The sequence below is a fragment of the Micromonospora sp. NPDC050276 genome (assembly GCF_044459545.1).
In the GTDB taxonomy this organism is placed as follows: domain Bacteria; phylum Actinomycetota; class Actinomycetes; order Mycobacteriales; family Micromonosporaceae; genus Micromonospora.
Genome location: NZ_JBITJA010000005.1, coordinates 382,926 through 405,843, shown reverse-complemented (window position 1 = coordinate 405,843; position 22,918 = coordinate 382,926). Strand labels below are relative to the sequence as shown.

The window sequence follows — 22,918 nt, the reverse complement described above, 5'->3', positions numbered from 1 at the left end:
TCGACGGATGGGAGTGGCAGCGGGATTCCGGTACGTCGAGCGTGCCGACGGCACGGTGGTGATCACGCATCACGGACGGGTGGCCGGCACGCTGCGCGGCGCCCGGGCGGCGCAGTTCCTCGCCGAGGTCGACGACGACCCGCAGTTGGTGATGGCCCGCTGGACCGGCAACTACCGGCACGGCAACGAACGCACGGCGAAACAACACCCCCGCAACCGGGCCTGAAACGAGCAAGGGGCCCTCCTCGACGAGGAGGGCCCCTTGCTGACGTCTCAAGCGGGGTCGTGCGAGTCTCCGCCGGCCCGCTACGGCCGGGCGAAGACCAGAGCCACGTTGTGGCCGCCGAAGCCGAACGCGTTGTTCAACGCGGCCGGAATCTCCAGGTGGCGGGCCTTGTGCGCGGCCACGTCCAGGGTGAGGCCGGGCTCCGGGTCGTCCAGGTTGATCGTCGGCGGGACGACGCTGTCGCGGATCGCCAGGATGGTGGCGATCGACTCCAACGCGCCGGCCGCACCGAGCAGGTGACCGGTCATCGACTTCGTCGCGGACAGCACCGGGTGGTCACCGAGCGCCTTGTGCAACCCGCCGATCTCCAGCATGTCCCCGACCGGGGTCGAGGTGGCGTGCGCGTTGACGTGCACGATGTCCCGCTTGGCGATGTCCGCGTCAGCGATCGCCTTGGCGATGGCCCGGATCGCGCCCTCGCCCTCGGCGTGCGGCTGCACGATGTCGTACGCGTCGGAGGTGATGCCGGCGCCGGCGAGGCGTGCGTACACCCGGGCGCCCCGGGCCGCGGCGTGCTCCGCCCGCTCCAGCACCAGGATGCCGGCGCCCTCGCCGAGGACGAAGCCGTCCCGGCCCCGGTCCCACGGGCGGGAGGCCCGCTCCGGGTCATCGTTGCGGGTCGACATGGCCCGCATCGAGCTGAAACCGGCGATCGGCAGCGCGTGGATGACCGCCTCGGTGCCGCCGGCCACCACCACGTCGGCCCGGCCGGAGCGGATGATGTCCAGACCGAGGGCGATCGCCTCGGCGCCGGTGGCGCAGGCACTGGCCACCGAGTGCACGCCGGCCTTGGCGCCCAGCTCCAGCCCGACCCAGGCGGCCGGACCGTTCGGCATCAGCATCGGGATGGTGTGCGGGGAGACCCGCCGTGGCCCGGACGCCTCCAGGATGTCGTCCTGGGCGAGCAGGGTGGTGGCACCGCCGATGCCGGAGCCGACGCTGACGGCCAACCGCTCCCCGTCGAGGTCGGAGCCGGCGAGGCCGGCGTCCGCCCAGGCCTGCTGCGCCGCGATGATCGCGATCGCCTCGGAACGGTCCAGGCGACGCAGGCGGACCCGGTCCAGTACCTCGGACGGCTCCACGGCCAGCTGGGCGGCGATCCGCACCGGCAGTTGCTCGGCCCACTCCTGGGTGAGGGCACTCACCCCGGAGCGGCCGGCGAGCATGGCGTCCCAGGTCGACGCGACGTCCCCGCCAAGCGGGGTCGTCGCGCCGAGCCCGGTGACGACGACGTCAGGACGACTCATGATCAGGACTGCGCCGCGATGTAGCTGACAGCGTCACCGACGGTCTTGAGGTTCTGCACCTCGTTGTCCGGGATCTTGACGCCGAACTTCTCCTCGGCGGCCACCACGACCTCGACCATGGAGAGCGAGTCGACGTCGAGGTCGTCGGTGAAGGACTTCCCCTCGGCAACGTCGTCCGGGTTCACTCCGGCAACCTCTTCGAGGATCTCGGCGAGGCCGGTGGTGATCTCGTCACGGGTCATTGCGGTTGGTTCCTTTCATCGGGGTTCTCCGGCGGACGGCGTCGCCGACCGCCACTCCTCGACGCGTACGCGCCCGAGGGGGTCATCAGGGGCAGCGGACGACCTGGCCGGCGTAGGTCAGGCCGCCGCCGAAGCCGAACAGCAGCACCGGTGCGCCCGAGGGCACCTCCCGGCGCTCGACCAGCTTGGACAGGGCCAGCGGCACGCTCGCCGCGGAGGTGTTGCCGGACTCGACGATGTCCTTCGCGATGATCGCGTTGGGAATGTTGAGCCGCTTGGCGATGCCGTCGATGATCCGGGCGTTGGCCTGGTGCGGCACGAACGCGGCCAGCTCCGACGGGTCGACCCCGGCCCGCTCGCAGGCCTGCAGCGCGAGCGGCGCCAGCGCGGTGGTGGCCCAGCGGAACACCGCCTGCCCCTCCTGCTGGATGTACGGGCGCCAGCCCTCGATACGGACCGCGTCGCTCTTGTCCGGCACCGAGCCCCAGACCACCGGGCCGATCCCGGCCGGCTCGTCGTCGGCGGCGGCGGAGACCACCGCGGCACCGGCCCCGTCGGCGAAGATGATGCAGGTCGAGCGGTCGGTCCAGTCGGTGAAGTCGGACAGCTTCTCCGCGCCGATGACGATCGCGTTGCGCGACGCCCCGGCCCGGATGGCGTGGTCGACGGTGCCCAGCGCGTACGCGAAGCCCGAGCAGGCGGTGTTGAGGTCGTACGCGCCCGGCGCGGTGATGCCGAGCTTGGCGGCGACCCGGCAGGCCACGTTGGGGCTGCGGTCGATGGAGGAGCAGGTGGCGACCACGACCAGGTCGATGTCGGCGGCGGTCAGGCCCGAGTTGGCCAGTGCCTTGCCGGCGGCGGCGGCGGCCATGTCGGCCACCGTCTCACTGTCGGCGATCCGCCGGCTGACGATCCCGACCCGGTCGCGGATCCACTCGTCGTTGGTGTCGACGAGCTGGGCGATGTCGTCGTTGGTCACCACCCGGGAGGGCTGGTAGTGCCCCATCGAGACGATGCGACTGCCAGTCATGAACGACCTCCGATGCGGGCGATCAGGTCCCGTGCGGCCGGCAGGTCGTCCGGGGTGTTGAGGGTGACGATCTCCGGGGCGCCGTCGCCCTTGAGCTCCCGCTTGACCAGGCCGGCGAGGGTGCCGGCCGGGGGCAGCTCGATCACGCCGGTGACCCCGAGGTCGGCCAGCGTGCGCATGCACAGGTCCCAGCGCACCGGGGCGGTGACCTGACGGACGAGGCGCTGCACCATGGCCGGGCCGTTGGCGACGGCGGTGCCGTCGAGGTTCGACAGCAGCGTCCGGGCCGGGTCGGCGGGGGTGATCTGAGCGGCCGCCGTGGCGAGCGCGGTCTCGGCCGGAGCCATGTACGGGGTGTGGAACGCGCCGGCCACCTGGAGTCGGATGACCCGGGTCCGGGCGGGCGGCGCGGCGGCGAGCTTGTCGAGCCCGTCCAGGGCGCCGGCGGCGACGATCTGCCCGGCGCCGTTGCGGTTGGCCGGGTACAGGCCGTTCGCCTCGATCGCGGCGATCACCTCGTCGGGGTCACCGCCGAGCACGGCGGCCATTCCGGTCGGCTCCAACGCGCACGCCGCGGCCATCTCCCGGCCGCGTACGCCGGCCAGGGTGATCGCGGCGTCGGCCGACAGCACGCCGGCCACGGCGGCGGCACCCAACTCGCCGACGCTGTGGCCGGCGGCGAGCGCGACGTCGTCCAGCGGCAGGTGCTCGGCCGCGAGCAACGCCGCCGCGACCAGCAACGGCTGGGTGCGCGCGGTGTCCTTGATCTCGTCGGCGTCGGCGTCGGTGCCCAGGTGCAGCAGGTCGACCCCGGCCAACGCGGACCACTCGCGCAGTCGCGCCTCAGTGCCGGTCAGGTCGAGCCAGGGGGTCAGGAAGCCGGGTTTCTGAGAACCCTGGCCGGGACTAAGTACGGCGAGCACGCCTATGACTCTCCCGGATAAAGGCGGGTAACGCTGTGCCGCCTTCGACCAAACCGCACTAGGGCCTTTGGAGGTTTCCTACAAAGATCGGCGGGGATCATCCTCTGTTTGGGGGGATTTCCGGCTGGGCGGGGTCATTGTCTGAGTCGGGACCTGCGAGGTGAGCGGGACAACCGGGTCCAACCGACCCACGGTCAGCGCGACCTGAAGGGCGAACGCGTCGCGCGGTGACAGCGGCGAGAACCCGGTCACCTCGGCGATCCGGCGCAACCGGTAACGCACCGTGTTCGGGTGTACGAACAGCGCCCGAGCCGCGCTCTCCAGCGTGCCACCGGCGGCCAGGAAGGCGTCCAGGGTCGCCAGCAGTTCGCCGCCCGCGCGCACCAGCGTCGCGTACACATCGTGGCGCAGCCGCCGACGGGCCTCCGCGTCGCCGGCGAGGGCCCGCTCCGGCAGCAGGTCCGCGGCCGGCACCGGCCGAGGCGCGCTGGGCCAGGCCGGCGCGGCTCGAAAGCCGGACAGCGCCGCCCGCGCCGACTCGGTGGCCTCGTCCAGGCTCGGTACGGCCGGACCGACCACCACCGGGCCGTCCCCGAACGCGCCCAGCAGCTTCGCGGTGGCGGTCAGCGGGTCCGGTGCGCCGCCCAGCACGATCACCAGCCGGTCGCCGTGGACGCCGCCGATCACCTCCACGCCGATCCGGCGGGCCTGTCGGTAGACCACGTGCAGCACCGCGGAGACCTCCCCGCCGGGCGATCGACCGACCGCCACCGCGACCGGCGGCGCGTCCGCCCAGCCGAGCGCGGCGGCCCGACTGGCCAGGACGTCCGGCGAGTCACCGCGCAGCAGCGCGTCGACGAGCAGCGCCTGCAACCGGGCATCCCAGGCGCCGCGCGACTCGGCGGCCCGCGCGTACACCCGGGCGGCGGAGAACGCGATCTCCCGGGAGAAGCGCAGCACCGCCTCGCGCAGCTGCTGCTCCTCGCCCTCGGCGGCCAGGTGCGACACCTGCTCCTCGACCACGTCGATCGTCACCTTGATCAACGCCACGGTCTGCTGAAGGGTGATCGACCGGGCCAGCGCCTGCGGGGCGGCGGCGAAGACCTCGTCGGAGACCTCCTGGGTGCTGTCCGCCGTGCCGCCGCCGTCGCGCAGCCACTGCACCAGCGACCGGGCGCCCGCCTGAGCGACCAGCATCACCCAGGAACGCTGGTCGGCCGGCAGTGCCCGGAACCACGGCAGCGTCTCGTCCATCCGGGCCACGCTGGAGGTGGCCAACGCCCCCGCCGATCGTTCGATCCGGCGCAGCGTGGCCGACAGCTCCCCACCGCCCGGCGTGCTCACCGCCCTAGCCTGACACGTCGTGAGCAGGCCATCCACGTCGGCACCGGTCAGCACGGCGAGCCCAGCGGGCCCGCTCACGGTGGTGGGGGAGTGGGCAGGCCCAACTCCTGGGCCAGGATCGCCGCCTGCACCCGGCTGCGCAGGCCCAGCTTCGCGAGGATCCGGCTCACGTGGGTCTTGGTGGTGCTCTCCGCCAGCACCAGCCGATCCGCGATCTGCTGGTTGGACAGGCCCAGCCCGAGACAGGCCAGCACGTCACGCTCGCGCGGGGTGAGGGTGCCCAGCGCGGCCCGGGTGTCCGCCGAGGCGCCCGGCGCGGTGGCCGCGAACGCGGTGATCAGCCGTCGGGTCACCGCGGGGGCGATGAACCCGTCGCCCCGCGCCACCGTCCGCACCGCGTTCACCAGACCGTCGGCGTCGGTGTCCTTGAGCAGGAACCCGGCCGCCCCGGCCCGCAGCGCCCCGAAAACGTACTCGTCGAGGCCGAAGGTGGTGAGCACGAGTACGTCGGCGAGTCCGTCGGTGACGATCGCCCGGGTCGCGGAGATCCCGTCCCGGCGGGGCATTCGCACGTCCAGCACCGCCACGTCCGGGCGTACCTCCCGACACAGGCGCACCGCCTCGTCGCCGTCGGCCGCCTCGCCGACCACCTCGACGTCCGGCGCGCCGTTGAGGATCAGGGCCAGTCCGGCGCGGACCGCCGGTTGGTCGTCGGCGAGCACCACCCGTACCGTCGCCGCCCTCGCGCCGTCCGGTGGCCGCGCCGGCCCGGTCACCCGCTCTCCCCGGTGGGGAGGGCGGCCCGCACCTGCCAGCGGCCGTCGCGCGGGCCGGCGGTGAACCGGCCGGCCAGCAGGGTGGCCCGCTCCCGCATCCCGATCAGCCCGGCCCCGGCGCCCGGCACCCCGGCCTCGCCCCGGCGCACCGGATTCTCCACCGTCAGCACCACCTCGGCCGGCCGGTACGCGATCGTCAGCTCCGCCTCACCCGTGCCGTGCTTGAGCGCGTTGGTCAGCGACTCCTGCACGATCCGGTAGGCGGCGAGGTCCACCCCCACCGGCAGTGTTCCCGGCGTGCCATCGGTCCGGATCCGCACCGCCAGGCCGGCCGCCCGGATCCGCTCGATCAGCCCGTCCGTCTCGGCGAGGCGCGCGGTGACCACGTCCGCCGTGACCGGCCCGCCGCCCGGTCCGGGCTCGCGCAGCACCTCGATCATCTGACGCATCTCCGCCAGGCCCTGCACGCTGCTCTCCCGGATCACCCGCAACGCCGACTCCACCTGGCCGCGATCCAGCCCCGGTACGGAGAGCACGGCGGTGGCGTGGATGGCCACCGCGCTGAGGTGGTTCGCCACCACGTCGTGCAGTTCCCGGGCCATCCGGGCCCGTTCCGCGCTGACCGCCTGCCGGCGGTCCAACTCGACCAGACGGGCGGTCTGCTCGGCCCGCGCCCGCTCGGCGGCGGCCTGGTCGCGGTACTGCCGGACGCTGATGCCGGTCAAAACCGGTAACACCCCGGCGAGCACCACCAGCACCCCGAGCGCCGCCCCACGCCACTGGCCGTAGCCGAGCACGCCGACGACCACCCCGATCAGGCTCAGCGCGATCGTGATCCGCAGCAACCACCGCCACAGCCGGGGTGGGCCGTACACACAGGCGTCGTAGAGCACCTGCGTGTAGACCAGGACCGTGCCCAACGAACTGCCCAGCGCCGTGTCGACCACCAGCGCGCCGGTGCCCACGGCCAGGCTGGTGCGCGGTGCGACCCGCCGTAGGCCGACCGCGACGCACACCGCCACCAGCGGCGGCAGGAACAACGCCGACGGCACCTCCGCGTTCGAACGGACCTGTGGTTGCCAGCCCAGGGCGTACAGCACCAGACCACCGGCCAGCGACGCACCGGCGAGCACGAGGTCACGGCCGAGGGTGCCGGAGTCGAGCCACGGTGGCGGACGCATGCCCCGATCCCACCACAGCCGTCGCCCGCCGAACTCCGACCGGGGAAGGACCTCTGCGGTAGCACCATGCGCCGAAAGGGGTACGCCACGCGTCTCCCACCGCCGGCGCGCCGCAGCGGATGAACGGTGCGGAAAGAAGCTGTGAACTGCGCAACCGGGTCCCGCGCTCAGCGGCGTCTGGGGGGCCGGGCCGGCCCAGCCCCCCGGGTACGCGCCGCGCGGCCCGTCGGTCCCGGCCAGTACGGTGACAGGGGCACGTCGGGGGACACCCGGGGGTGAGGCGAGCGTGAGGAGACCGGGGATGGCGCACGGGGAGGCCGAGCACGGCTGCGCCCAGGGTGAGCCCTGTCGGCCGGGGCACCAAGACCCGCAGCCGGCTACCGGCAAGCACCGCCGGTCGGTCGGCGGCGCACCAGCGCACCCGATGGAGCCGCTCGCCGGGCGGGTCGACGACGAGCCCGTCCTGCCGCGGCAACGCTCCGCCGAGCCCGCCGGCCTCGCCGAGCCCGACTCCGACGTTCCGGGTGGTTGCCTCAGCGAACTTCCCGGCTGGGCCGGGGCGCATCGGCACGGTCCGGTCCGGCCGCGTCCGCGGGCCACCCGCCGAGAGCGCCCACCGCGCCGCTGGTGCTGACCACCGCCGAAGCGGCGCAGCTCAGCGGGTGCGAGGGCTCAGCGGGTGCGGCCCGGCTCAGCGCGTGCGGCCCGGCTCAGCGCGTGCGGCGTTCCACGCGCGTGGTAGCTCAGCGCGTGCGGCGTTCCACGCGTGTGGTAGCTCAGCGCGCGGGCTCAGCGCGTGCGGCGGCGGACCAGCAGGGCGATCCCCGCGAGGCCGACCGTGATGGTCACCATCACGCCGACGTTGAGCAGCAGCAGGCGTTGCAGGTCGCCGAGCGCCTCGTCGAGGTCCTTCGCCGGGTCGAGCGTGTCTTCGGGGAGCACCCGCTCGCCGCCGCCGACGCCGCCGCTGACGGTGTCGAGCTGCCGCTCCAGCGGCACACCGGCGGTGCGCAGGGTCTCGGACATGCTGAGCCGACCGAGGAACCACCCGGCGCTGGTCTTGCGGCCGTCCGGCTGCTTCGCCGGCCGGTAGACACGGGGGCCACCGACCGCCCTGGGGTAGAGGTCGTACGTCTGCTTCGGCGTGTCGCCGGCGAGCACCACGACCGTGTACTTCGGACCGAGGTCGGCCGCCTTCGGGCCGGCGGGCATGCCGGTGCGGGCGAGGAAGTTGACCTGGTCGATGACCGCCCCCACGAGGGCAGGCTCCGTGTCCGCGTGCAGCCGTAGCGGCGCGGACAGCCCCACGCCGGTGATCTCCACTCCGGCCGGTGCCGGCTTCGGCGCCGCCGAGGCCGAGCCGGCGGTGCCGAGCGACAGCAGCGCCGCCGCCAGGGTGCCCGCCAACACGGCGGCGAACCGCCTCATGTGTCGGACCATCCCGCCTCCTCGCCCCGTTCGATGGATGGCTTCGTCGTGACGTCTGTACCGGGCTGCCGGTGTGGCATCGACCAGATGGTCGCACCCACTCCTACAGACTCCGCAGAACATCGATGAGTTGCAGCTTTCGGAACAGTAATTGGAACTATCTGCGATCTCTGCTCGACTAATGAGGAGCCGTTTGATCAGCGGGCGGATCGTACCCTTACGGAGGGGTTCATGGGGGGCAGGGTTACACGTACGTTGCGGGTCGTGCCAGTGGTACTCGGCGTGGCGTTCGGTGTGTCGTTTTTGGTGCCGGCGACACCGGCCGCCGCTCACAACGAGCTGACCGGGAGCAACCCGCGCGACGGCGCCCGCGTGGCGACGGCACCAGCCCGGATCGAGCTGCGGTTCCTCGCCAAGCCGTCGCCGACTACGACGAAGATCACAATAACCGGACCGGACAATGTGGTCGCTGGCGGCCCACCGGTTTTCGACGGCAGCCGCGTGCGGGTGCCGTTCAAGCCGGCCGCGGCGGGTCTCTACATCGTCGGCTACCAGCTCACGTCCTCCGACGGGCACCCGGTGAAGGGCGAGGTGCGGTTCACCCTGACCACCGGCACCGCCGCCGACCCTTCCGCCTCGCCGTCGGCCGTTGCCCCGTCGGCTGGGTCGCCTTCGGCTGTCGCACCCTCTGTCGGGCCTGCCTCGGCCAACCCCGGCAGCTCGACGGCGTCCACTGTGCCGGCGGCGTCGGAGCAGTCCGACCCCGGCGGTCGCTGGTGGCTCTGGGCGCTCGGCGGCCTGCTGCTGCTAGCCGCCCTCGCCGCAGGCCTCCTGTTCCGCCGCCGCCGCGCCAGCTGATCGCCGGGGTGCCGGGCCGTCTCTCCGCGCCGATCTTGCACTTTCTGTCCCGACATAAGGGGTATTCAACTCATGTCGACAACCGAAACTGCAAGATCGGCGCGGGGTGGGGGGTGGGGTGGGGAGGGCGGGCCGTCAGACCAGGCGCAGGCGGGCGGCGCGGATCCGGGTCAGGGTGCGCTCGCGGCCGAGCACCTCCAGCGACTCGAACAGCGGCAGGCCCACGGTGCGGCCGGTGACCGCGACGCGTACCGGCGCCTGCGTCTTGCCGAGCTTGAGGCCCCGCTCGGCACCGACCGCCTCCAGCGTCGACTTCAGCGACTCGGCATCCCAGGACTCCAGCGCCTCGAACGCCGCGACGGCGTCGTCCAACAGCTCGGCGGAGCCGTCCTTCATCGTCTTGGTCCAGGCCGCCTCGTCGATCAGCGGCGAGGCCAGGAAGAGGAAGTCGACGTTCGGCACGATCTCGCTGAGCAACGCGATCCGCGTCTGGGCCAGCGGCGCCACGGCGGCGAACGCCTCCGCGTCGAACTCCTCCGGCTGCCACGGTGGCGGCGCGATGGTCTCGGTGCCGGTCAGCCACGGCTGGCAGGCGTCGATGAACTCGGCCACCGGCAGCGCGCGAATGTACTCGCCGTTGAAGGCGCGCAGCTTCTTCTCGTCGAAGAACGCCGGGGAGGGGTTGACCTCCTCCAGCCGGAACTCGTCCTCGATCACCGACCAGGGAACGATCTCCCGGTCGCCGGAGGGCGCCCAGCCGAGCAGCATGAGGTAGTTGCGCATCGCCCCGGCGAGGTAGCCCTCCTCGCGGTACGCCTCCAGGGCGACCTTGTCCCGGCGCTTGGAGAGCTTCTGCCGCTTCTCGTTGACCACCACCGGCACGTGCGCCCAGACCGGCGGTTTGACCCCGAGGGCGTCCCACAGCAGCTGCTGCTTGGGGGTGTTGGGCAGGTGCTCCTCGGCCCGGATCACGTGGGTGATCCCCATGGTCATGTCGTCGACGACGTTGGCCAGCAGGAAGACCGGCGAACCGTCGCCCCGGGCGATGACGAAGTCCTCGATGAGCTTGTTCTCGAAGGTGGGCTCGCCACGGATCAGGTCGACCACCACGGTCGTGCCCTCGTCCGGCGTACGGAAGCGCAGCGCGTGCCCCGGGCCCGGGCCGAGGCCACGGTCGCGGTGGTAGCCGTCGTAGCCCTGGTACTGCGAGCCGGTGCGGGCCTGCACGTCCTCGCGGGTGCAGTCGCAGTAGTAGGCGCGGCCGGACTCGTACAGGCGGGCGGCGGCGGCCCGGTGCTCGCCGGCGTTCTCCGACTGGAAGTACGGGCCCTCGTAGCTGCCCCGGGAGATGCCGATCCAGTCCAGCGCGGAGAGGATCCCCTCGGTCCATTCGGGCTTGTTACGCGCCGCGTCGGTGTCCTCGATGCGCAGCACGAACACACCGCCCTGCTGCTTGGCGTAGATCCAGTTTTGCAGCGCCGAGCGGGCGCCGCCGACGTGGAACATACCGGTCGGGGAGGGGGCGAAGCGCACACGTACTGTCACGTCCCCCAGCCTACGGCGACGGTCGACCGGATTAGGCCACGGGCCCCTGGTCACGGAACTGAGCGAATCTTGACGACCAGTGCGCTGCCGACCAGGGTGACCACGGCGGTGACCGCGTAGAGCGTGGGATAGCCGCCCAGGTACACCACGAGCGGGGCGGAGAGCGCGGGGCCGAGCACCTGCGGCGCCGAGTTGGCGATGTTGATGATGCCCAGGTCCTTGGCCCGGTCGGTGGCCCGGGGCAGCACCTGCGTGATCAAGGCGGCGTCCACCGAGAGGTAGACGCCGTAGCCGGCGCCGAGCAGCAACGCCGCGACGATGGCCATCGGCCAGACCGGCGCGACGGCGAGCAGCAGCGCCGCCACCGCCATGATCAACCCAGCGGCGATCACGTAGATCTTGCGGCGGCCGGAGCGGTCGGACATGCGGCCGGCGACCACCGCGGTCAACATCATCCCGAGCGTGTAGAGCAGGATCAGCACCAGCAGGCCGCCCTCGGGGTCGGGGTGGCGCACCCCGTCGCTGAGGAAGTACAGCAGGTAGAGGGTGCCCAGCGCGTTGCCGAGCTGGACCAGGAACCGGGTGATCCAGGCCCAGGCGAAATCCGGGTGTCGGCGGGGGTTGATCCACATCGAGGCCAGCAGCGCCCGCGTCCGGAGCGCCGGCCGATGCGTACGCGGCAGCGGTTCGTCGGGCGTGAGCAGGGCGAACGGCAGCGACAGCAGCAGGATGGCCACGGCGATGGCCAGGTAGCCCGCGGCGTTGCCGGTGACCACGGCGGTGACCAGCACCGCGCCGAGCACCAGCCCGAGCGCCTGCGGGATGCCCACCCAACCCGAGACCCCGCCGCGCTGCCGCACCGGGACCCGGTCCGGGATGGCGGCGGTGAGGCTGGCCAGCATCGCGTTGAAGCAGACCTGCGCGGCGACCCAGCCGAGCGCGACCCCGAGGATGGTCCGTTGCTGGGCCAGCAGCACCAGGGCCGCCGCGCCGAGCAGGGCCCCACCGGCGGTCCAGACGTGCCGTCGACCGAACTCCCGGCCGGCCACCCGCAGGCAGGTCCGGTCGGAGAGCGCGCCCGCGAGGGGGTTGGCCAGCACCGCCGCCAGCGCACCGAGGCCGGTCACCACGGCCAGCATGTTCTCCTTGTCGCCGGGCGCGATCTGCTCGATCTGCTGCGGCAGCAGCACCTGGATGGGCGTGAAGAACGCCATCCAGACGCCGAGGTTGGCGGCGAAGATCAGACCGATCCAGCCGCGCCGCACCGGCACCGTCGGCTCGGCGAGCGCCGCCGGCAGCGACGCCGGCGTCGGGTCGAGGGTGGTCACCGCCCCGACCCCGGCCGGCTGGCCGCGATCACGTCTCGCAACCAGGTGTACGACGATTTCGGGGTACGGGCCTGGGTGGCGTAGTCGACGTGCACCAGACCGAAACGCTTGGTGAACCCCTCGGCCCACTCCCAGTTGTCGAGCAGCGACCAGACGAAGTATCCGCGGACGTCCACGCCGTCGTCGATGGCGGCCCGGACCGCTCGCAGGTGCCCGTCGAGGTACGCGATCCGCTCCGGGTCGACCACCTGCCCGTCCGCTCCCGGCTCGTCGTCGTACGCGCAGCCGCTCTCGGTGATCTCGATGGGCGGAAGCGCGTCGCCGTACGTGTCGCGCAGCCAGCCGAGCAGTTCGCGCAGCCCGTCGGGGGCCACCGGCCAGTCGAAGGCGGTTCGCGGGTAGCCGTCCAGCGCAACCAGGTCGAACGGCAACGGCGAGTCCTGCTCGCCGGCCCGTACCCCGGTGGGGTTGTAGTAGTTGACCCCGAGCACGTCGATCGGCGCGGCGATCGTGTCGAGGTCGCCGGGGTGGATGACGCTCGGGTCGAGGCCGGGCAGCTCCGGGTAGCCGCGGCCGAGCAGCGGGTCGGTGAAGAGCCGGTTGTGCAGCGCCTCGTAGGCCGCCCCGGCGGCCCGGTCGGCGTCGCGGTCGCCGAGCACCCGCACGGGCGAGTAGTTGTTGGCGATGGCCACCGGGCTGGCGGTGCGGGCCCGCAGCGCGCTGACCGCGAGCCCGTGTCCGAGCAGCTGGTGGTGGGCCACCGGAAAGGCGTCGAACAACAGCGTCCGGCCGGGGGCGTGCACGCCCATCCCGTAGCCGAGGCTCATGTGGATGAACGGCTCGTTGAGGGTGATCCAGAGCCGGACCCGGTCGCCGAGCCGGGCGGCGGTCAGGTCGGCGTACTCGGCGAACCGGGCGGCGGTGTCGCGGTGCAGCCAACCGCCGGCGTCTTCCAGGGGTTGCGGCAGGTCCCAGTGGTAGAGAGTGGCCACCGGGTCGACTCCGGCGGCCAACAACTCGTCCACCAGGCGGTCGTAGAGGTCCAGGCCGGCCGCGTTGGCCGGGCCGGCGCCGGTGGGCTGGATCCGGGGCCAGGCGATGGAGAACCGGTAGTCGGAGACGCCGAGCCCGGCCAGCAGCGCGACGTCCTCGGTGTGCCGGTGGTAGTGGTCGCAGGCCACCGCGGCGGTGCTGCCGTCGCTGATCCGCCCGGGGGAGTGCGCGAAGGTGTCCCAGATGGACGGACCGCGCCCGTCGGCGGCGGTGGCGCCCTCGATCTGGTGCGCCGAGGTGGAGACGCCCCAGTGGAAGCCGGTGGGGAACTGGGGCATCGGTGCGGTCGACATGCGCCCTCCCGATCAACGTGAAACGTGTTCGGGACTTTAGGGCGCTCTCGATGAATGCGCCATAGGCCGCGCTGGCGCAATCCGCAATGGTTGATCGGCGTGTCTTTTTCCGAACCCGTCCAGGTAAGTCCGATTTAGCGCATAGAGTGCCGATATCGTGGGATGTCCTCACCGGAGGAAAGACGGAAATGATCCTCGTGGAACGCAGTGCGCACGTGGCGGCGCCAATTGAAGTGGTCTGGGATGTCGTGCAGCGGGCCGAGCAGTTGCCGGCCTGGCTGGCCGGGGTCCGCGCGGCCGAAGTGCTCTCGGGAGAGGGCTTCGGGCGGCGACAGTTGGTCCAGGCGGGGCGCGGCTCGGCGCATGAGGCCGAGGTGATCGCCTACCAGGAGCCGACGCTGATCGGCTGGCGGGAACGGGCCAGGGGCGCCGGTGCTCGTGCGGAGGCGCGCACCGAGATCTACGTCCAACTCACCGGAGACGAGGACGAGGGCGGGACCATCGTGCGGCTCATCGTGGTCCGCTGGCCGGCCGGTCCGGTCAAGGCCGCCCTGCTGCGCCTCGGATTGCGTCGGGTTGGCGCCGACCTGGAGGACTCGCTGGCCCGGCTCACCGACCTGGCCGCCGTCGGCTGACGAGCGCCCATCCTCCCGGCGTCACCCGCGACGGCGGTGGTCCTGGTCCCAGCCAGGGCCCCGGGACCACCGCCGCTCCGTACACCGAAAGGGCCCGGCGCGGATGCGCCGGGCCCTCCTCAGTGGTGCGAAATCAGCTGTCGCCGCCGGTCTCACCGACCGGGGCGGCGTTGACGTCGTCGATCGCGTACTTCTTGGCGGCCTCGGCCGGCACGGTGGCCGCGACCGCGCCGCTGCGGGCGAGCTGCCGCAGCGTGGCGACCACGATCGACTCGGCGTCGACGTGGAAGTGCCGCCGCAGCGCGTGCCGGGTGTCCGACATGCCGAAGCCGTCGGTGCCGAGCGACGTGTAGTCGCCGGGCACCCAGCGGGCGATCAGATCCGGCACCGCGCGCATCCAGTCGCTGACCGCGACCTTCGGCCCGTCCGCGTCGGCCAACTTCTGCTGGATGTACGGAACCTTCGCCTCGGCGCCCGGGTTGAGCAGGTTGTACTCCTCGGTCTCCACCGCGTCGCGGCGCAGCTCGGTCCACGAGGTCACCGACCAGACGTCGGCGGCCACCCCCCAGTCCTGGGCGAGCAGCTGCTGGGCCTTGAGCGCCCACTGCATGCCGGTGCCGGAGGCCAGCACGTTGGCCTTCGGGCCGTCGACCTGCGGTGCCGGCGAGTAGCGGTAGATGCCCTTGAGCAGGCCCTCCACGTCCACCCCGGCCGGCTCGGCCGGCTGGAGGATCGGCTCGTTGTAGACCGTCAGGTAGTAGAAGACGTTCTCCTGCGCGTCTCCGTACATCCGGTGCAGGCCGTGCTCCATGATGTGCGCGATCTCGAACGAGAACGCCGGGTCGTACGCGACAACGGCCGGGTTGGTGGCGGCGAGCAGCAGCGAGTGCCCGTCCTCGTGCTGGAGGCCCTCACCGTTGAGCGTGGTCCGCCCCGCGGTCGCGCCCAGCAGGAAGCCCCGCGCCATCTGGTCGGCCGCGGCCCACAACCCGTCGGCGGTCCGCTGGAACCCGAACATCGAGTAGAAGATGTACATCGGGATCATCGGCTCGTCGTGGGTGGCGTACGCCGAGCCGGCAGCGGTGAACGAGGCCACCGAACCGGCCTCGTTGATCCCCTCGTGCAGGATCTGCCCGGTGGTCGACTCCTTGTACGACAGGAACAGCTCCCGGTCGACCGAGGTGTAGCGCTGCCCGTGCGGCGAGTAGATCTTCGCGGTCGGGAAGATCGAGTCGAGGCCGAAGGTGCGGGCCTCGTCCGGGATGATCGGCACCCAGCGCTTGCCGAACTCCTTGTCCTTCATGATGTCCTTGAGCAGGCGGACGAAGGCCATGGTGGTGGCCACCTTCTGCTTGCCCGAGCCGCGCTTGACGTCGGCGAACCGCTCCGGGCCGGGGATGGTCAGCCGCTTGGTGCTGGTCCGCCGGGACGGCAGGTAGCCGCCGAGCTGCTCACGCCGCTCCTTGAGGTACGCCAGCTCCTCGGACTTCTCGCCCGGGTGGTAGTACGGCGGCAGGTAGGGGTTGTCCTCCAGCGCCTTGTCCGGGATGTCCAGGTAGAGCCGGTCGCGGAAGGTCTTCAGATCCTCCAGCGTCAGCTTCTTCATCTGGTGGGTCGCGTTGCGGCCCTCGAAGTGCGAGCCGAGGGTCCAGCCCTTGATCGTCTTCGCCAGGATGACGGTGGGCTGACCGGTGTGCTCGGTGGCCGCCTTGTAAGCCGCGTAGAGCTTGCGGTAGTCGTGCCCACCCCGCTTGAGGTTCCAGATCTCGTCGTCGCTGAGCGGCTCGACCATCTTGCGGGTCCGGGCGTCCCGGCCGAAGAAGTGCTCGCGCACGTACGCGCCCGACTCGGCCTTGTAGGTCTGGTAGTCGCCGTCGGTCGTGGTGTTCATGAGGTTGACCAGCGCGCCGTCGGTGTCCGCGGCGAGCAGCGGGTCCCACTCGCGGCCCCAGACGACCTTGATCACGTTCCAGCCGGCACCCCGGAAGAACGCCTCCAACTCCTGCATGACCTTGCCGTTGCCCCGGACCGGGCCGTCCAGCCGCTGCAGGTTGCAGTTGATCACGAAGGTGAGGTTGTCCAGCTCCTCGCGGGCGGCCACACCGATGGCGCCGAGCGTCTCCGGCTCGTCCATCTCGCCGTCGCCGAGGAACGCCCAGACGTGCTGCTGCGAGGTGTCCTTGATGCCGCGGTGCTGCAGGTACCGGTTGAACCGGGCCTGGTAGATCGCGTTCAGCCCGCCGAGGCCCATCGAGACGGTGGGGAACTCCCAGAAGTCCGGCATCAGCCGAGGGTGCGGGTACGAGGGCAGCCCACCGCCGGGGTGAGACAGCTCCTGGCGGAAGCCGTCGAGCTGGTGCTCGCTGAGTCGCCCCTCCAGGAACGCCCGCGCGTACATGCCGGGGGAGGCATGGCCCTGGTAGAAGATATGGTCGCCGCCGCCCGGGTGGTTCTTGCCCCGGAAGAAGTGGTTGAAGCCCACCTCGTAGAGCGACGCCGAGCTGGCGAAGGTGGAGATGTGCCCGCCGACACCGATCTCCGGGCGCTGCGCCCGGTGCACCAGCATGGCGGCGTTCCACCGGACGTACGCCCGGATCCGCCGCTCGACGTGCTCGTCACCTGGGAACCAGGGCTCGCGCTCGGACGGGATGGTGTTGATGTAATCGGTGGTGGTCAGGGGCGGAACCCCGACCTGGCGCTCACGGGCCCGCTCCAGCAGGCGCAGCATGACGTAGCGGGCGCGCTTGGCACCGCGCTCGTCGATGACACCGTCAAGCGACTCGACCCATTCGCTGGTCTCTTCAGGGTCGATGTCCGGAAGCTGGCTCGGTAGGCCGTCGCTGATCACCGGGCGCTTGCGTTCCGTAGCCACAGGCGTTCCCTCGGTTGTGTGTGGGATAGGTCTCTAGCGCCATCCTGCCCCCTGGTGGCACCCCTCGTCACGTCTAGGTCCCCCCGACGCGATGCTGAACACAGGTACTCGCCGGTAACTTAGCGCGACGGCCGCGGGAATCCTGAGCGGTTTGCCCGCGACTTCTACCGTCACAACCATGAACAGGGGCCATGTCGCGGTCGCCGCGAGCATGCTCGTCCTGGGAACGGCGGTGCTCGTGACCGGGGTGATCGCGGCCGCCGCCGGCGACCTGGCGATGGTCGGACTGGTGGCCTTCGGGTTCCTGCTCGCGGTGCTCGGCGCGGCCCTGCTGCGGGACGCGGCCCGCGCGGCCGGTCAGCGACATCGGCCGGAGCGGGACGCGGCGGGCGGGTACCACCCGACGGCGCCGGCCGGCGAGCACGACGGCGGCGGCGACTTCGGCGGCGACCTCTCCTGAGCCGCGGGCTGCGGCAGAATGCGACGTATGCGCAGCGATGTGATCACCGTCCAGACCGGGTCGAGGCCGACCGTCCGGGACATCACCGCGGAGGCCCAGGCGTTCGTCGCCAGCGAGGGCGACGGCCTACTGCACGTCTTCGTGCCGCACGCGACCGCTGGCCTGGCGATCATCGAGACCGGCTCCGGCTCCGACGACGACCTGCTCACCGCCATCGACGCGCTGCTGCCCACCGACGACCGCTGGCGGCACCGGCACGGCTCGCGCGGGCACGGCCGCGACCACGTGCTGCCGGCGTTCATCCCGCCGTACGCCACGCTCCCGGTGCTCGGCGGCCGGCTGGCGCTCGGCACCTGGCAGTCGATCTGCCTCGTCGACACCAACGGCGACAACCCGACCCGCCAGGTGCGGTTCTCCTTCCTCCCCGGCTGACGGCCCGCCCCGGCGCCGTCCCGCGTCACGATCCACGCGGCGTCCCCAAACTGCCGCCTCGGCGGGAGTGCTGGTGGCGCCGGCGCGGATCGTGACGCGTCGGGCGGGTTACGGGCGGACGGTCTCCTGGTCGACGGTCTGCTGACCGGGGTCGGCGGACGGTGCGGCGCTGCGGACCGCTGACGGGATCGGGTTGTCCGCCGTCTGGTGCAGGCCGGGCACCCGGTCCTCGATCACGAACGAGGCCCGGGTGTACGCGGGCGCGCCCGGCCGGCTGACGTACGGCAGCACGTCGAAATCGGCGGTGAGCTGCCCCGGGGTGATCGTGGTGCGCACGTACCCCCGCAGGTTGTTCTGGAAGCGCAGGTGCGGGTTGAACGCGAACCACGGATGCGAGCCGGACGCCGAGTCCGCGCCGTCACCGGTCGAGGTGATCGAGGAGCAGACCAGTTCGGTGCCGACGGTGCGCGAGGTCGGGTCGGCGTAGTCCAGCTTGAGATCGCTGGCCCAGTGCGCGTGCACGTCGCCGGTCAGCACCACCGGGTTGCGTACCCCGGCGGCCAGCCAACCCCGGGTGATGCGGTCCCGAGAGGCGACGTAGCCGTCCCAGGCGTCCATGCTGGTGACGGTGAGCGGGCCGGAGTTGTTGTCCCGTTGCGCGAAGAAGACCTGCTGGCCCAGGATGTCCCACTGGGCGTCCGAGCGGCGGAAGCCGTCCAGCAGCCACGCCTCCTGCTCGGCCCCGGTGATCGACCGGGCCGGGTCGGATGCCGCCGCGCAGTCCCGGTAGCCGTCGCCGCAGGCCTGGTCGTCGCGGTACTGCCGGGTGTCGAGCAGGTGGAACGTGGCCAGCCGCCCCCAACGCACCCGCCGGTAGAGCTGCATGTCGATGCCGCGGGGGATCGAGGTGCGCCGCAGCGGCATGTTCTCGTAGTACGCCTGGAACGCCGCCGCCCGCCGCGCGGGGAACTCCGGGTCCGGCGCCTCGGGCACCTCGTCGGCCCAGTTGTTCTCCACCTCGTGGTCGTCGAACACCACCGCCCACGGCGCCACCGCGTGTGCGGCCTGCAGGTCGGGGTCGGTCTTGTACTGGGCGTGCCGCTGCCGGTAGTTGGCCAGTGTCCGGGTCTCCGGTCCCTCGTGGTCACGCGGGTTGCCACCGGGGACGTTGTACGTGTCCGGGGCGTACTCGTACTGGTAGTCGCCCAGGTGCAGGATCAGCTCCGGCTCGGTCTCGGCCAGCCGCCGGTAGGCGGTGAAGTAGCCGTGCTCGTACTGGGAGCAGGAGGCGAAGCCCATCGCCAGGGCCGCTGGCATGGTCCACGGTGCCGGGGCGGTGCGGGTGCGCCCGGTCGACGAGACGTGGCGCTCGGCCCGGAACCGGTAGAAGTACTCGCGCCCGGGCAGTAGGCCGGTCAACTCCACGTGCACGCTGTGCGCCGAACGGGTGCGGGCGACCGCGACCCCGCGGCGCACCACATGCCGGAACCGCTCGTCGGCGGCCAACTCCCAGTGCACCGGCACGTCGCGGTCCGGCATGCCGCCGAGGCCGTCCTCGGCCAGTGGCTGCGGGGCGAGGCGGGTCCACAACACGAACCCGTCGTGGTCGGGGTCACCGGAGGCCACACCGAGGGTGAACGGGTAGGCCAGCGGCCGGCCCGCCGCCGCGCCGGCCGCCGCCGGCAACCCGGTGACCGCGCCCGCGGCGCCGATCGCGGCGCCGGACAGCAGGATGGTACGTCGGGACAGTGACACGAATCCTCCCCAGAGTCCGATCTTCGTGACTCCGGGAGCCTCGCGAGCCCCGATGGCCGCCAGGTGTCAGTGAGTGGCCCTGCTCGTCGCCGGCAGTCGAACACCGATGACCGCTGTCGATCCGTGCGGGCCGCCGTCCGGCGGGTGACCCGGCCGGGCCGGACCCGACGAGGCCCGTCAATGCGTACGATGTGGCCGTGACGCAGGAGGCGGGTCCCGCGGCGGGTGAACGGGTGGATCGCGCCGGTCTCGCCGTCGAGGTGGTGCGCCGCATGGCCCACGTCGCCGACGCTCTGCGACATCGGCAGGGCTCCGCGTTCGCCGAGTTGGGGCTCACCCCGGCGGCGGCCCGAGCGCTGCACGAGTTGGACCCGGACCACCCGCTGCCGGCCCGCGACCTCGCCGGCCAGCTGGGTTGTGACCGGTCGAACGTGACAGTGCTGGTCGACAAGCTGGAGCAGGCCGGGCTGGTCGAGCGCCGCACCGACCCCACGGACCGCCGACAGAAGACGTTGCTGGTGACCGAGGAGGGCCGCGCCGTACGGGCCCGGGTGATCGAGGTGATGTCCGACTCCCGACTGCTGTCCGGCCTGACGGACGAGGAGCTGCGCACCCTTCGTGACCTGGTCTGGAAGGTGTCCGACGGCGGCTGCCCGGAGTCCTTCGGACCGCGGTGAGCCCACCGCCGCCGGCCGTGTCCCACTGGGCGAGCAGGGCTTCCGTCGGTAATGCTGTCCGACGTGACCACCCCGCAAGATCTCGACGACCGGTTCCGGGAGACGCTGGCGGCGCTGCCCGCCGCCGAGCGGCGGCGTGACCCCGCCGACCCGGTCACCGCCGACGCCCCACTGACCGGTGCGCAGGTGCTGGACCTGTTCGACGCGCAGGTGACCAGCCGGCAGCTCGACCTGGCCGGCCGCTGGTTGCGCAGCTTCGGGGAGGGTTTCTACACCATCGGCTCGGCCGGGCACGAGGGCAACGCGGCGGTCGCCGCCGCGCTGCGCCCCACCGACCCGGCGTTGCTGCACTACCGCTCCGGCGCCTTCTACTGCCTCCGCGCCGCCCAGGCCGCCGCCGACCCAGCGCCGACCACCGCCCCCGAGTCGACGTCGACCCCCCAGACCGAGCCGACCCCGGAAACCGAGCCGACCGCCGGCCGGTCGCCCGCCGCCGACACGGAGGTGTCCGGATCGGAGCCGTCCGGGTCCGAGCAGGTCACGGAAGCCGCCGACGGCTTCGCGGCGTACGCGGACGCGGCCCGGGACGTGCTGCGCGGGATGGTCGCGTCCAGCCTCGAGCCGATCGCCGGGGGCCGGCACAAGGTGTTCGGCCGAGCCGACCTGGCCATCGTGCCGACCACCTCCACCATCGCCTCGCACCTGCCCCGCGCGGTCGGGATGGGACTGGCCGTGGAGCGGCTGCGCCGGCTGGACACCGCCGGACGGCGTACCGGGGCCGGGGCGCGGGTCGGCAGTGGCGCGGGCGCGACACACGCCCCCTGGCCACCGGACGCGATCGTCGTCTGCTCCTTCGGTGACGCCTCGGTCAACCACGCCAGCGCCACCGCCGCCTTCAACACCGCCGGCTGGTACGACCACGCCGGGCTGCGGATCCCGGTGCTCTTCGTCTGCGAGGACAACGGGCTGGGCATCAGCGTCCGCTCCCCGGAGGGCTGGGTCGAGGCGACCCTGCGGGCCAAGCCGGGCATCCGCTACTTCAGCGCGGACGGGGCCGACCCGGTGCAGACGTACGCGGCGGCGGCGGAGGCCGCGGCCTGGGTGCGCCGCACCCGGCGGCCGGCCGTACTGCACCTGCGCACCGTCCGGCTGATGGGGCACGCCGGGGCGGACGCGGAGTCGGCGTACCGGAGCCCGGCCGAGCTGGCCGAGGACCTGGCGCGCGACCCGGTGGCCGCCACCGCGCGGCTGCTGGCCGACGCTGGGGTGGCGACCGGCGAGGAGTTGCTGGCCCGGTACGACGAGACCGGTTGGCAGGTACGCCGGCTGGCCGAGGAGGTCCTGGGCGAGCCGAAGCTGGCCTCCGCGGCCGACGTGGTGTCGGCGCTGGCGCCCCGCCGTCCGGTGCGGGTGGCGCGGGCGGTGGCCGACGCCGCGGCGCGGGCCAGCGGGCCGGGCGCCGCTGCCCGGGCGGAGGCGTTCGGCGGCAAACCGCCGGAGCTGGCCGGGCCGATGACCCTGGCGCAGAGCATCAACGCCGCGCTCGCCGACGGGATGCTCGACCACCCGCAGATGGCGATCTTCGGGGAGGACGTGGCCGCCAAGGGCGGCGTGTACGGGGTGACGAAGGGGCTGCGCGACCGGTTCGGGGCGGCCCGGGTCTTCGACACCCTGCTCGACGAGACGTCGGTGCTCGGGCTGGGCCTCGGTGCGGGGTTGGCCGGGATGCTGCCGGTGCCGGAGATCCAGTACCTCGCGTACCTGCACAACGCCGAGGACCAACTGCGCGGTGAGGCGGCCACCATGCGCTTCTTCTCGCAGGGGGCGTTCCGCAACCCGATGGTGGTGCGGGTGGCGGGGCTGGCGTACCAGGAGGGGTTCGGCGGGCACTTCCACAACGACAACTCGGTGGCCGTACTCCGGGATGTGCCTGGTCTGGTGATCGCGGTGCCGGCGCGGCCAGACGACGCCGCGCCCATGCTGCGGACCTGCCTGGCGAGCGCGGCGGTGGACGGCAGCGTCTGCGTGTTCCTGGAGCCGATCGCGCTCTACCACACTCGCGATCTGTACGCGGAGGGTGACGGGGAGTGGCTGGCCGGCTACCCGGAGCCGGGCGACTGGGTGGCCGGGCACGTGCCGATCGGGCGGGCCCGGGTCTACCGGGTCGGCTCGGCGGACGACCTCACCATCATCACCTTCGGTAACGGGGTGCGGATGTCGCTGCGGGCCGCGGCCGTCCTCGCCGAGGAGGGGGTGGGCACCCGGGTCGTGGACCTGCGCTGGCTGGCCCCACTGCCGGTGGCCGACATCATCCGGGAGTCCTCGGCGACCGGCCGCGTGCTGGTCGTGGACGAGACGCGCCGCTCCGGCGGGGTCGGCGAGGGCGTGATCGCCGCGCTGGTCGACGCCGGATATGTCGGTGCCGCGCGACGAGTGGCGGGAGTTGACTCGTTTGTACCATTAGGTCCGGCAGCACGCCAGGTTCTGGTCTCCACGGAAGCCATTACCGACGGTGCCCGTACGCTGCTGGCACGGTAAATTCCGTTCCACCCG

At 72.4% G+C, this 22,918-nt stretch carries 21 protein-coding genes; 8 read left to right on the top strand and 13 right to left on the bottom strand.

Translation table 11 applies throughout. The features are described from left to right. The first annotated feature begins 7 nt into the window (after positions 1-7). Positions 8-226 carry a hypothetical protein gene (locus tag ACIBF8_RS13295; RefSeq protein ID WP_396782940.1) on the top strand — a complete coding sequence of 73 codons (219 nt, stop codon included), beginning with the start codon at positions 8-10 and terminating at the stop codon, positions 224-226. A gap of 80 nt (positions 227-306) precedes the next feature. Here ACIBF8_RS13295 and fabF read toward each other — a convergent pair whose 3' ends face one another. From fabF to ACIBF8_RS13260, 7 genes are all read right to left on the bottom strand, one after another. Further along, entirely contained in the window at positions 307-1,533 is a 1,227-nt protein-coding gene (gene fabF / locus ACIBF8_RS13290) for a beta-ketoacyl-ACP synthase II (RefSeq protein WP_396782938.1), read from the bottom strand. 2 nt (positions 1,534-1,535) lie between these two features. Further along, positions 1,536-1,775, bottom strand: a complete 240-nt coding sequence (locus tag ACIBF8_RS13285) for an acyl carrier protein (RefSeq protein WP_030330276.1) — start codon at positions 1,773-1,775, stop codon at positions 1,536-1,538. Positions 1,776-1,860: 85 nt separating this feature from the next. Further along, positions 1,861-2,805, bottom strand: coding sequence for a beta-ketoacyl-ACP synthase III (locus ACIBF8_RS13280; protein ID WP_396782936.1), 945 nt, complete (start codon positions 2,803-2,805; stop codon positions 1,861-1,863). Further along, a complete protein-coding gene (locus ACIBF8_RS13275) occupies positions 2,802-3,728 on the bottom strand; it encodes an ACP S-malonyltransferase (RefSeq protein WP_396782935.1) in 927 nt (308 codons plus the stop codon). The genes ACIBF8_RS13280 and ACIBF8_RS13275 overlap by 4 nt, the downstream gene beginning before the upstream one ends. A gap of 78 nt (positions 3,729-3,806) precedes the next feature. Next, positions 3,807-5,150 carry a PucR family transcriptional regulator gene (locus ACIBF8_RS13270; protein ID WP_396782933.1) on the bottom strand — a complete coding sequence of 448 codons (1,344 nt, stop codon included), beginning with the start codon at positions 5,148-5,150 and terminating at the stop codon, positions 3,807-3,809. Continuing rightward, positions 5,147-5,848 (bottom strand): response regulator, encoded by a 702-nt coding sequence (locus ACIBF8_RS13265; RefSeq protein WP_396782931.1) that lies wholly within the window; start codon positions 5,846-5,848, stop codon positions 5,147-5,149. Before ACIBF8_RS13265 ends, ACIBF8_RS13270 begins: the two co-directional genes overlap by 4 nt. Next, entirely contained in the window at positions 5,845-7,029 is a 1,185-nt protein-coding gene (locus tag ACIBF8_RS13260) for a sensor histidine kinase (protein WP_396782929.1), read from the bottom strand. Before ACIBF8_RS13260 ends, ACIBF8_RS13265 begins: the two co-directional genes overlap by 4 nt. A 301-nt stretch (positions 7,030-7,330) precedes the next feature. On the opposite strand from ACIBF8_RS13260, the gene ACIBF8_RS13255 reads away from it, so the two are divergent. Next, the gene (locus ACIBF8_RS13255) at positions 7,331-7,663 is read left to right on the top strand and encodes a hypothetical protein (RefSeq protein WP_396782927.1); all 333 of its coding nucleotides are present in this window, start codon (positions 7,331-7,333) and stop codon (positions 7,661-7,663) included. Positions 7,664-7,818: 155 nt separating this feature from the next. On the opposite strand, the gene ACIBF8_RS13250 is transcribed toward ACIBF8_RS13255, so the two are convergent. Next, entirely contained in the window at positions 7,819-8,469 is a 651-nt protein-coding gene (locus tag ACIBF8_RS13250; protein WP_396782925.1) for a hypothetical protein, read from the bottom strand. Between the two features lie 252 nt (positions 8,470-8,721). On the opposite strand from ACIBF8_RS13250, the gene ACIBF8_RS13245 reads away from it, so the two are divergent. Continuing rightward, positions 8,722-9,315, top strand: coding sequence for a copper resistance protein CopC (locus ACIBF8_RS13245; RefSeq protein WP_396782923.1), 594 nt, complete (start codon positions 8,722-8,724; stop codon positions 9,313-9,315). A 135-nt stretch (positions 9,316-9,450) separates the two neighbouring features. Here ACIBF8_RS13245 and gltX read toward each other — a convergent pair whose 3' ends face one another. The 3 genes from gltX to ACIBF8_RS13230 are packed head-to-tail and all read right to left on the bottom strand — an operon-like array spanning position 9,451 to position 13,534. Further along, positions 9,451-10,860 carry a glutamate--tRNA ligase gene (gene gltX / locus ACIBF8_RS13240; protein ID WP_396782921.1) on the bottom strand — a complete coding sequence of 470 codons (1,410 nt, stop codon included), beginning with the start codon at positions 10,858-10,860 and terminating at the stop codon, positions 9,451-9,453. 50 nt (positions 10,861-10,910) lie between these two features. Then, on the bottom strand, positions 10,911-12,188 hold the full coding sequence (locus ACIBF8_RS13235) for an MFS transporter (protein ID WP_396782919.1): 1,278 nt from the start codon (positions 12,186-12,188) through the stop codon (positions 10,911-10,913). Then, on the bottom strand, positions 12,185-13,534 hold the full coding sequence (locus tag ACIBF8_RS13230) for a GH1 family beta-glucosidase (RefSeq protein ID WP_396782917.1): 1,350 nt from the start codon (positions 13,532-13,534) through the stop codon (positions 12,185-12,187). The genes ACIBF8_RS13235 and ACIBF8_RS13230 overlap by 4 nt, the downstream gene beginning before the upstream one ends. Positions 13,535-13,722: 188 nt before the next feature. Between ACIBF8_RS13230 and ACIBF8_RS13225 the strand changes: the two genes are divergently transcribed. Continuing rightward, positions 13,723-14,169 carry an SRPBCC family protein gene (locus ACIBF8_RS13225; RefSeq protein ID WP_396782915.1) on the top strand — a complete coding sequence of 149 codons (447 nt, stop codon included), beginning with the start codon at positions 13,723-13,725 and terminating at the stop codon, positions 14,167-14,169. Positions 14,170-14,302: 133 nt separating this feature from the next. Here the strand turns inward: ACIBF8_RS13225 and aceE are convergent, their stop codons facing one another. Beyond that, a complete protein-coding gene (gene aceE / locus ACIBF8_RS13220; RefSeq protein WP_396782913.1) occupies positions 14,303-17,041 on the bottom strand; it encodes a pyruvate dehydrogenase (acetyl-transferring), homodimeric type in 2,739 nt (912 codons plus the stop codon). Positions 17,042-17,219: 178 nt separating this feature from the next. Here aceE and ACIBF8_RS13215 point away from each other — a divergent pair, with 178 nt between their 5' ends. Continuing rightward, positions 17,220-17,501, top strand: coding sequence for a hypothetical protein (locus ACIBF8_RS13215; protein WP_396782912.1), 282 nt, complete (start codon positions 17,220-17,222; stop codon positions 17,499-17,501). Positions 17,502-17,528: 27 nt separating this feature from the next. Next, the gene (locus tag ACIBF8_RS13210; RefSeq protein WP_396782911.1) at positions 17,529-17,933 is read left to right on the top strand and encodes a YjbQ family protein; all 405 of its coding nucleotides are present in this window, start codon (positions 17,529-17,531) and stop codon (positions 17,931-17,933) included. 108 nt (positions 17,934-18,041) lie between these two features. Here the strand turns inward: ACIBF8_RS13210 and ACIBF8_RS13205 are convergent, their stop codons facing one another. Beyond that, positions 18,042-19,688 carry an alkaline phosphatase D family protein gene (locus ACIBF8_RS13205; RefSeq protein WP_396782910.1) on the bottom strand — a complete coding sequence of 549 codons (1,647 nt, stop codon included), beginning with the start codon at positions 19,686-19,688 and terminating at the stop codon, positions 18,042-18,044. Between the two features lie 272 nt (positions 19,689-19,960). Between ACIBF8_RS13205 and ACIBF8_RS13200 the strand changes: the two genes are divergently transcribed. Then, positions 19,961-20,365 carry a MarR family winged helix-turn-helix transcriptional regulator gene (locus ACIBF8_RS13200; protein ID WP_396783119.1) on the top strand — a complete coding sequence of 135 codons (405 nt, stop codon included), beginning with the start codon at positions 19,961-19,963 and terminating at the stop codon, positions 20,363-20,365. A 51-nt stretch (positions 20,366-20,416) separates the two neighbouring features. Then, the gene (locus ACIBF8_RS13195) at positions 20,417-22,903 is read left to right on the top strand and encodes a thiamine pyrophosphate-dependent enzyme (RefSeq protein ID WP_396782909.1); all 2,487 of its coding nucleotides are present in this window, start codon (positions 20,417-20,419) and stop codon (positions 22,901-22,903) included. Positions 22,904-22,918 lie beyond the last annotated feature (15 nt).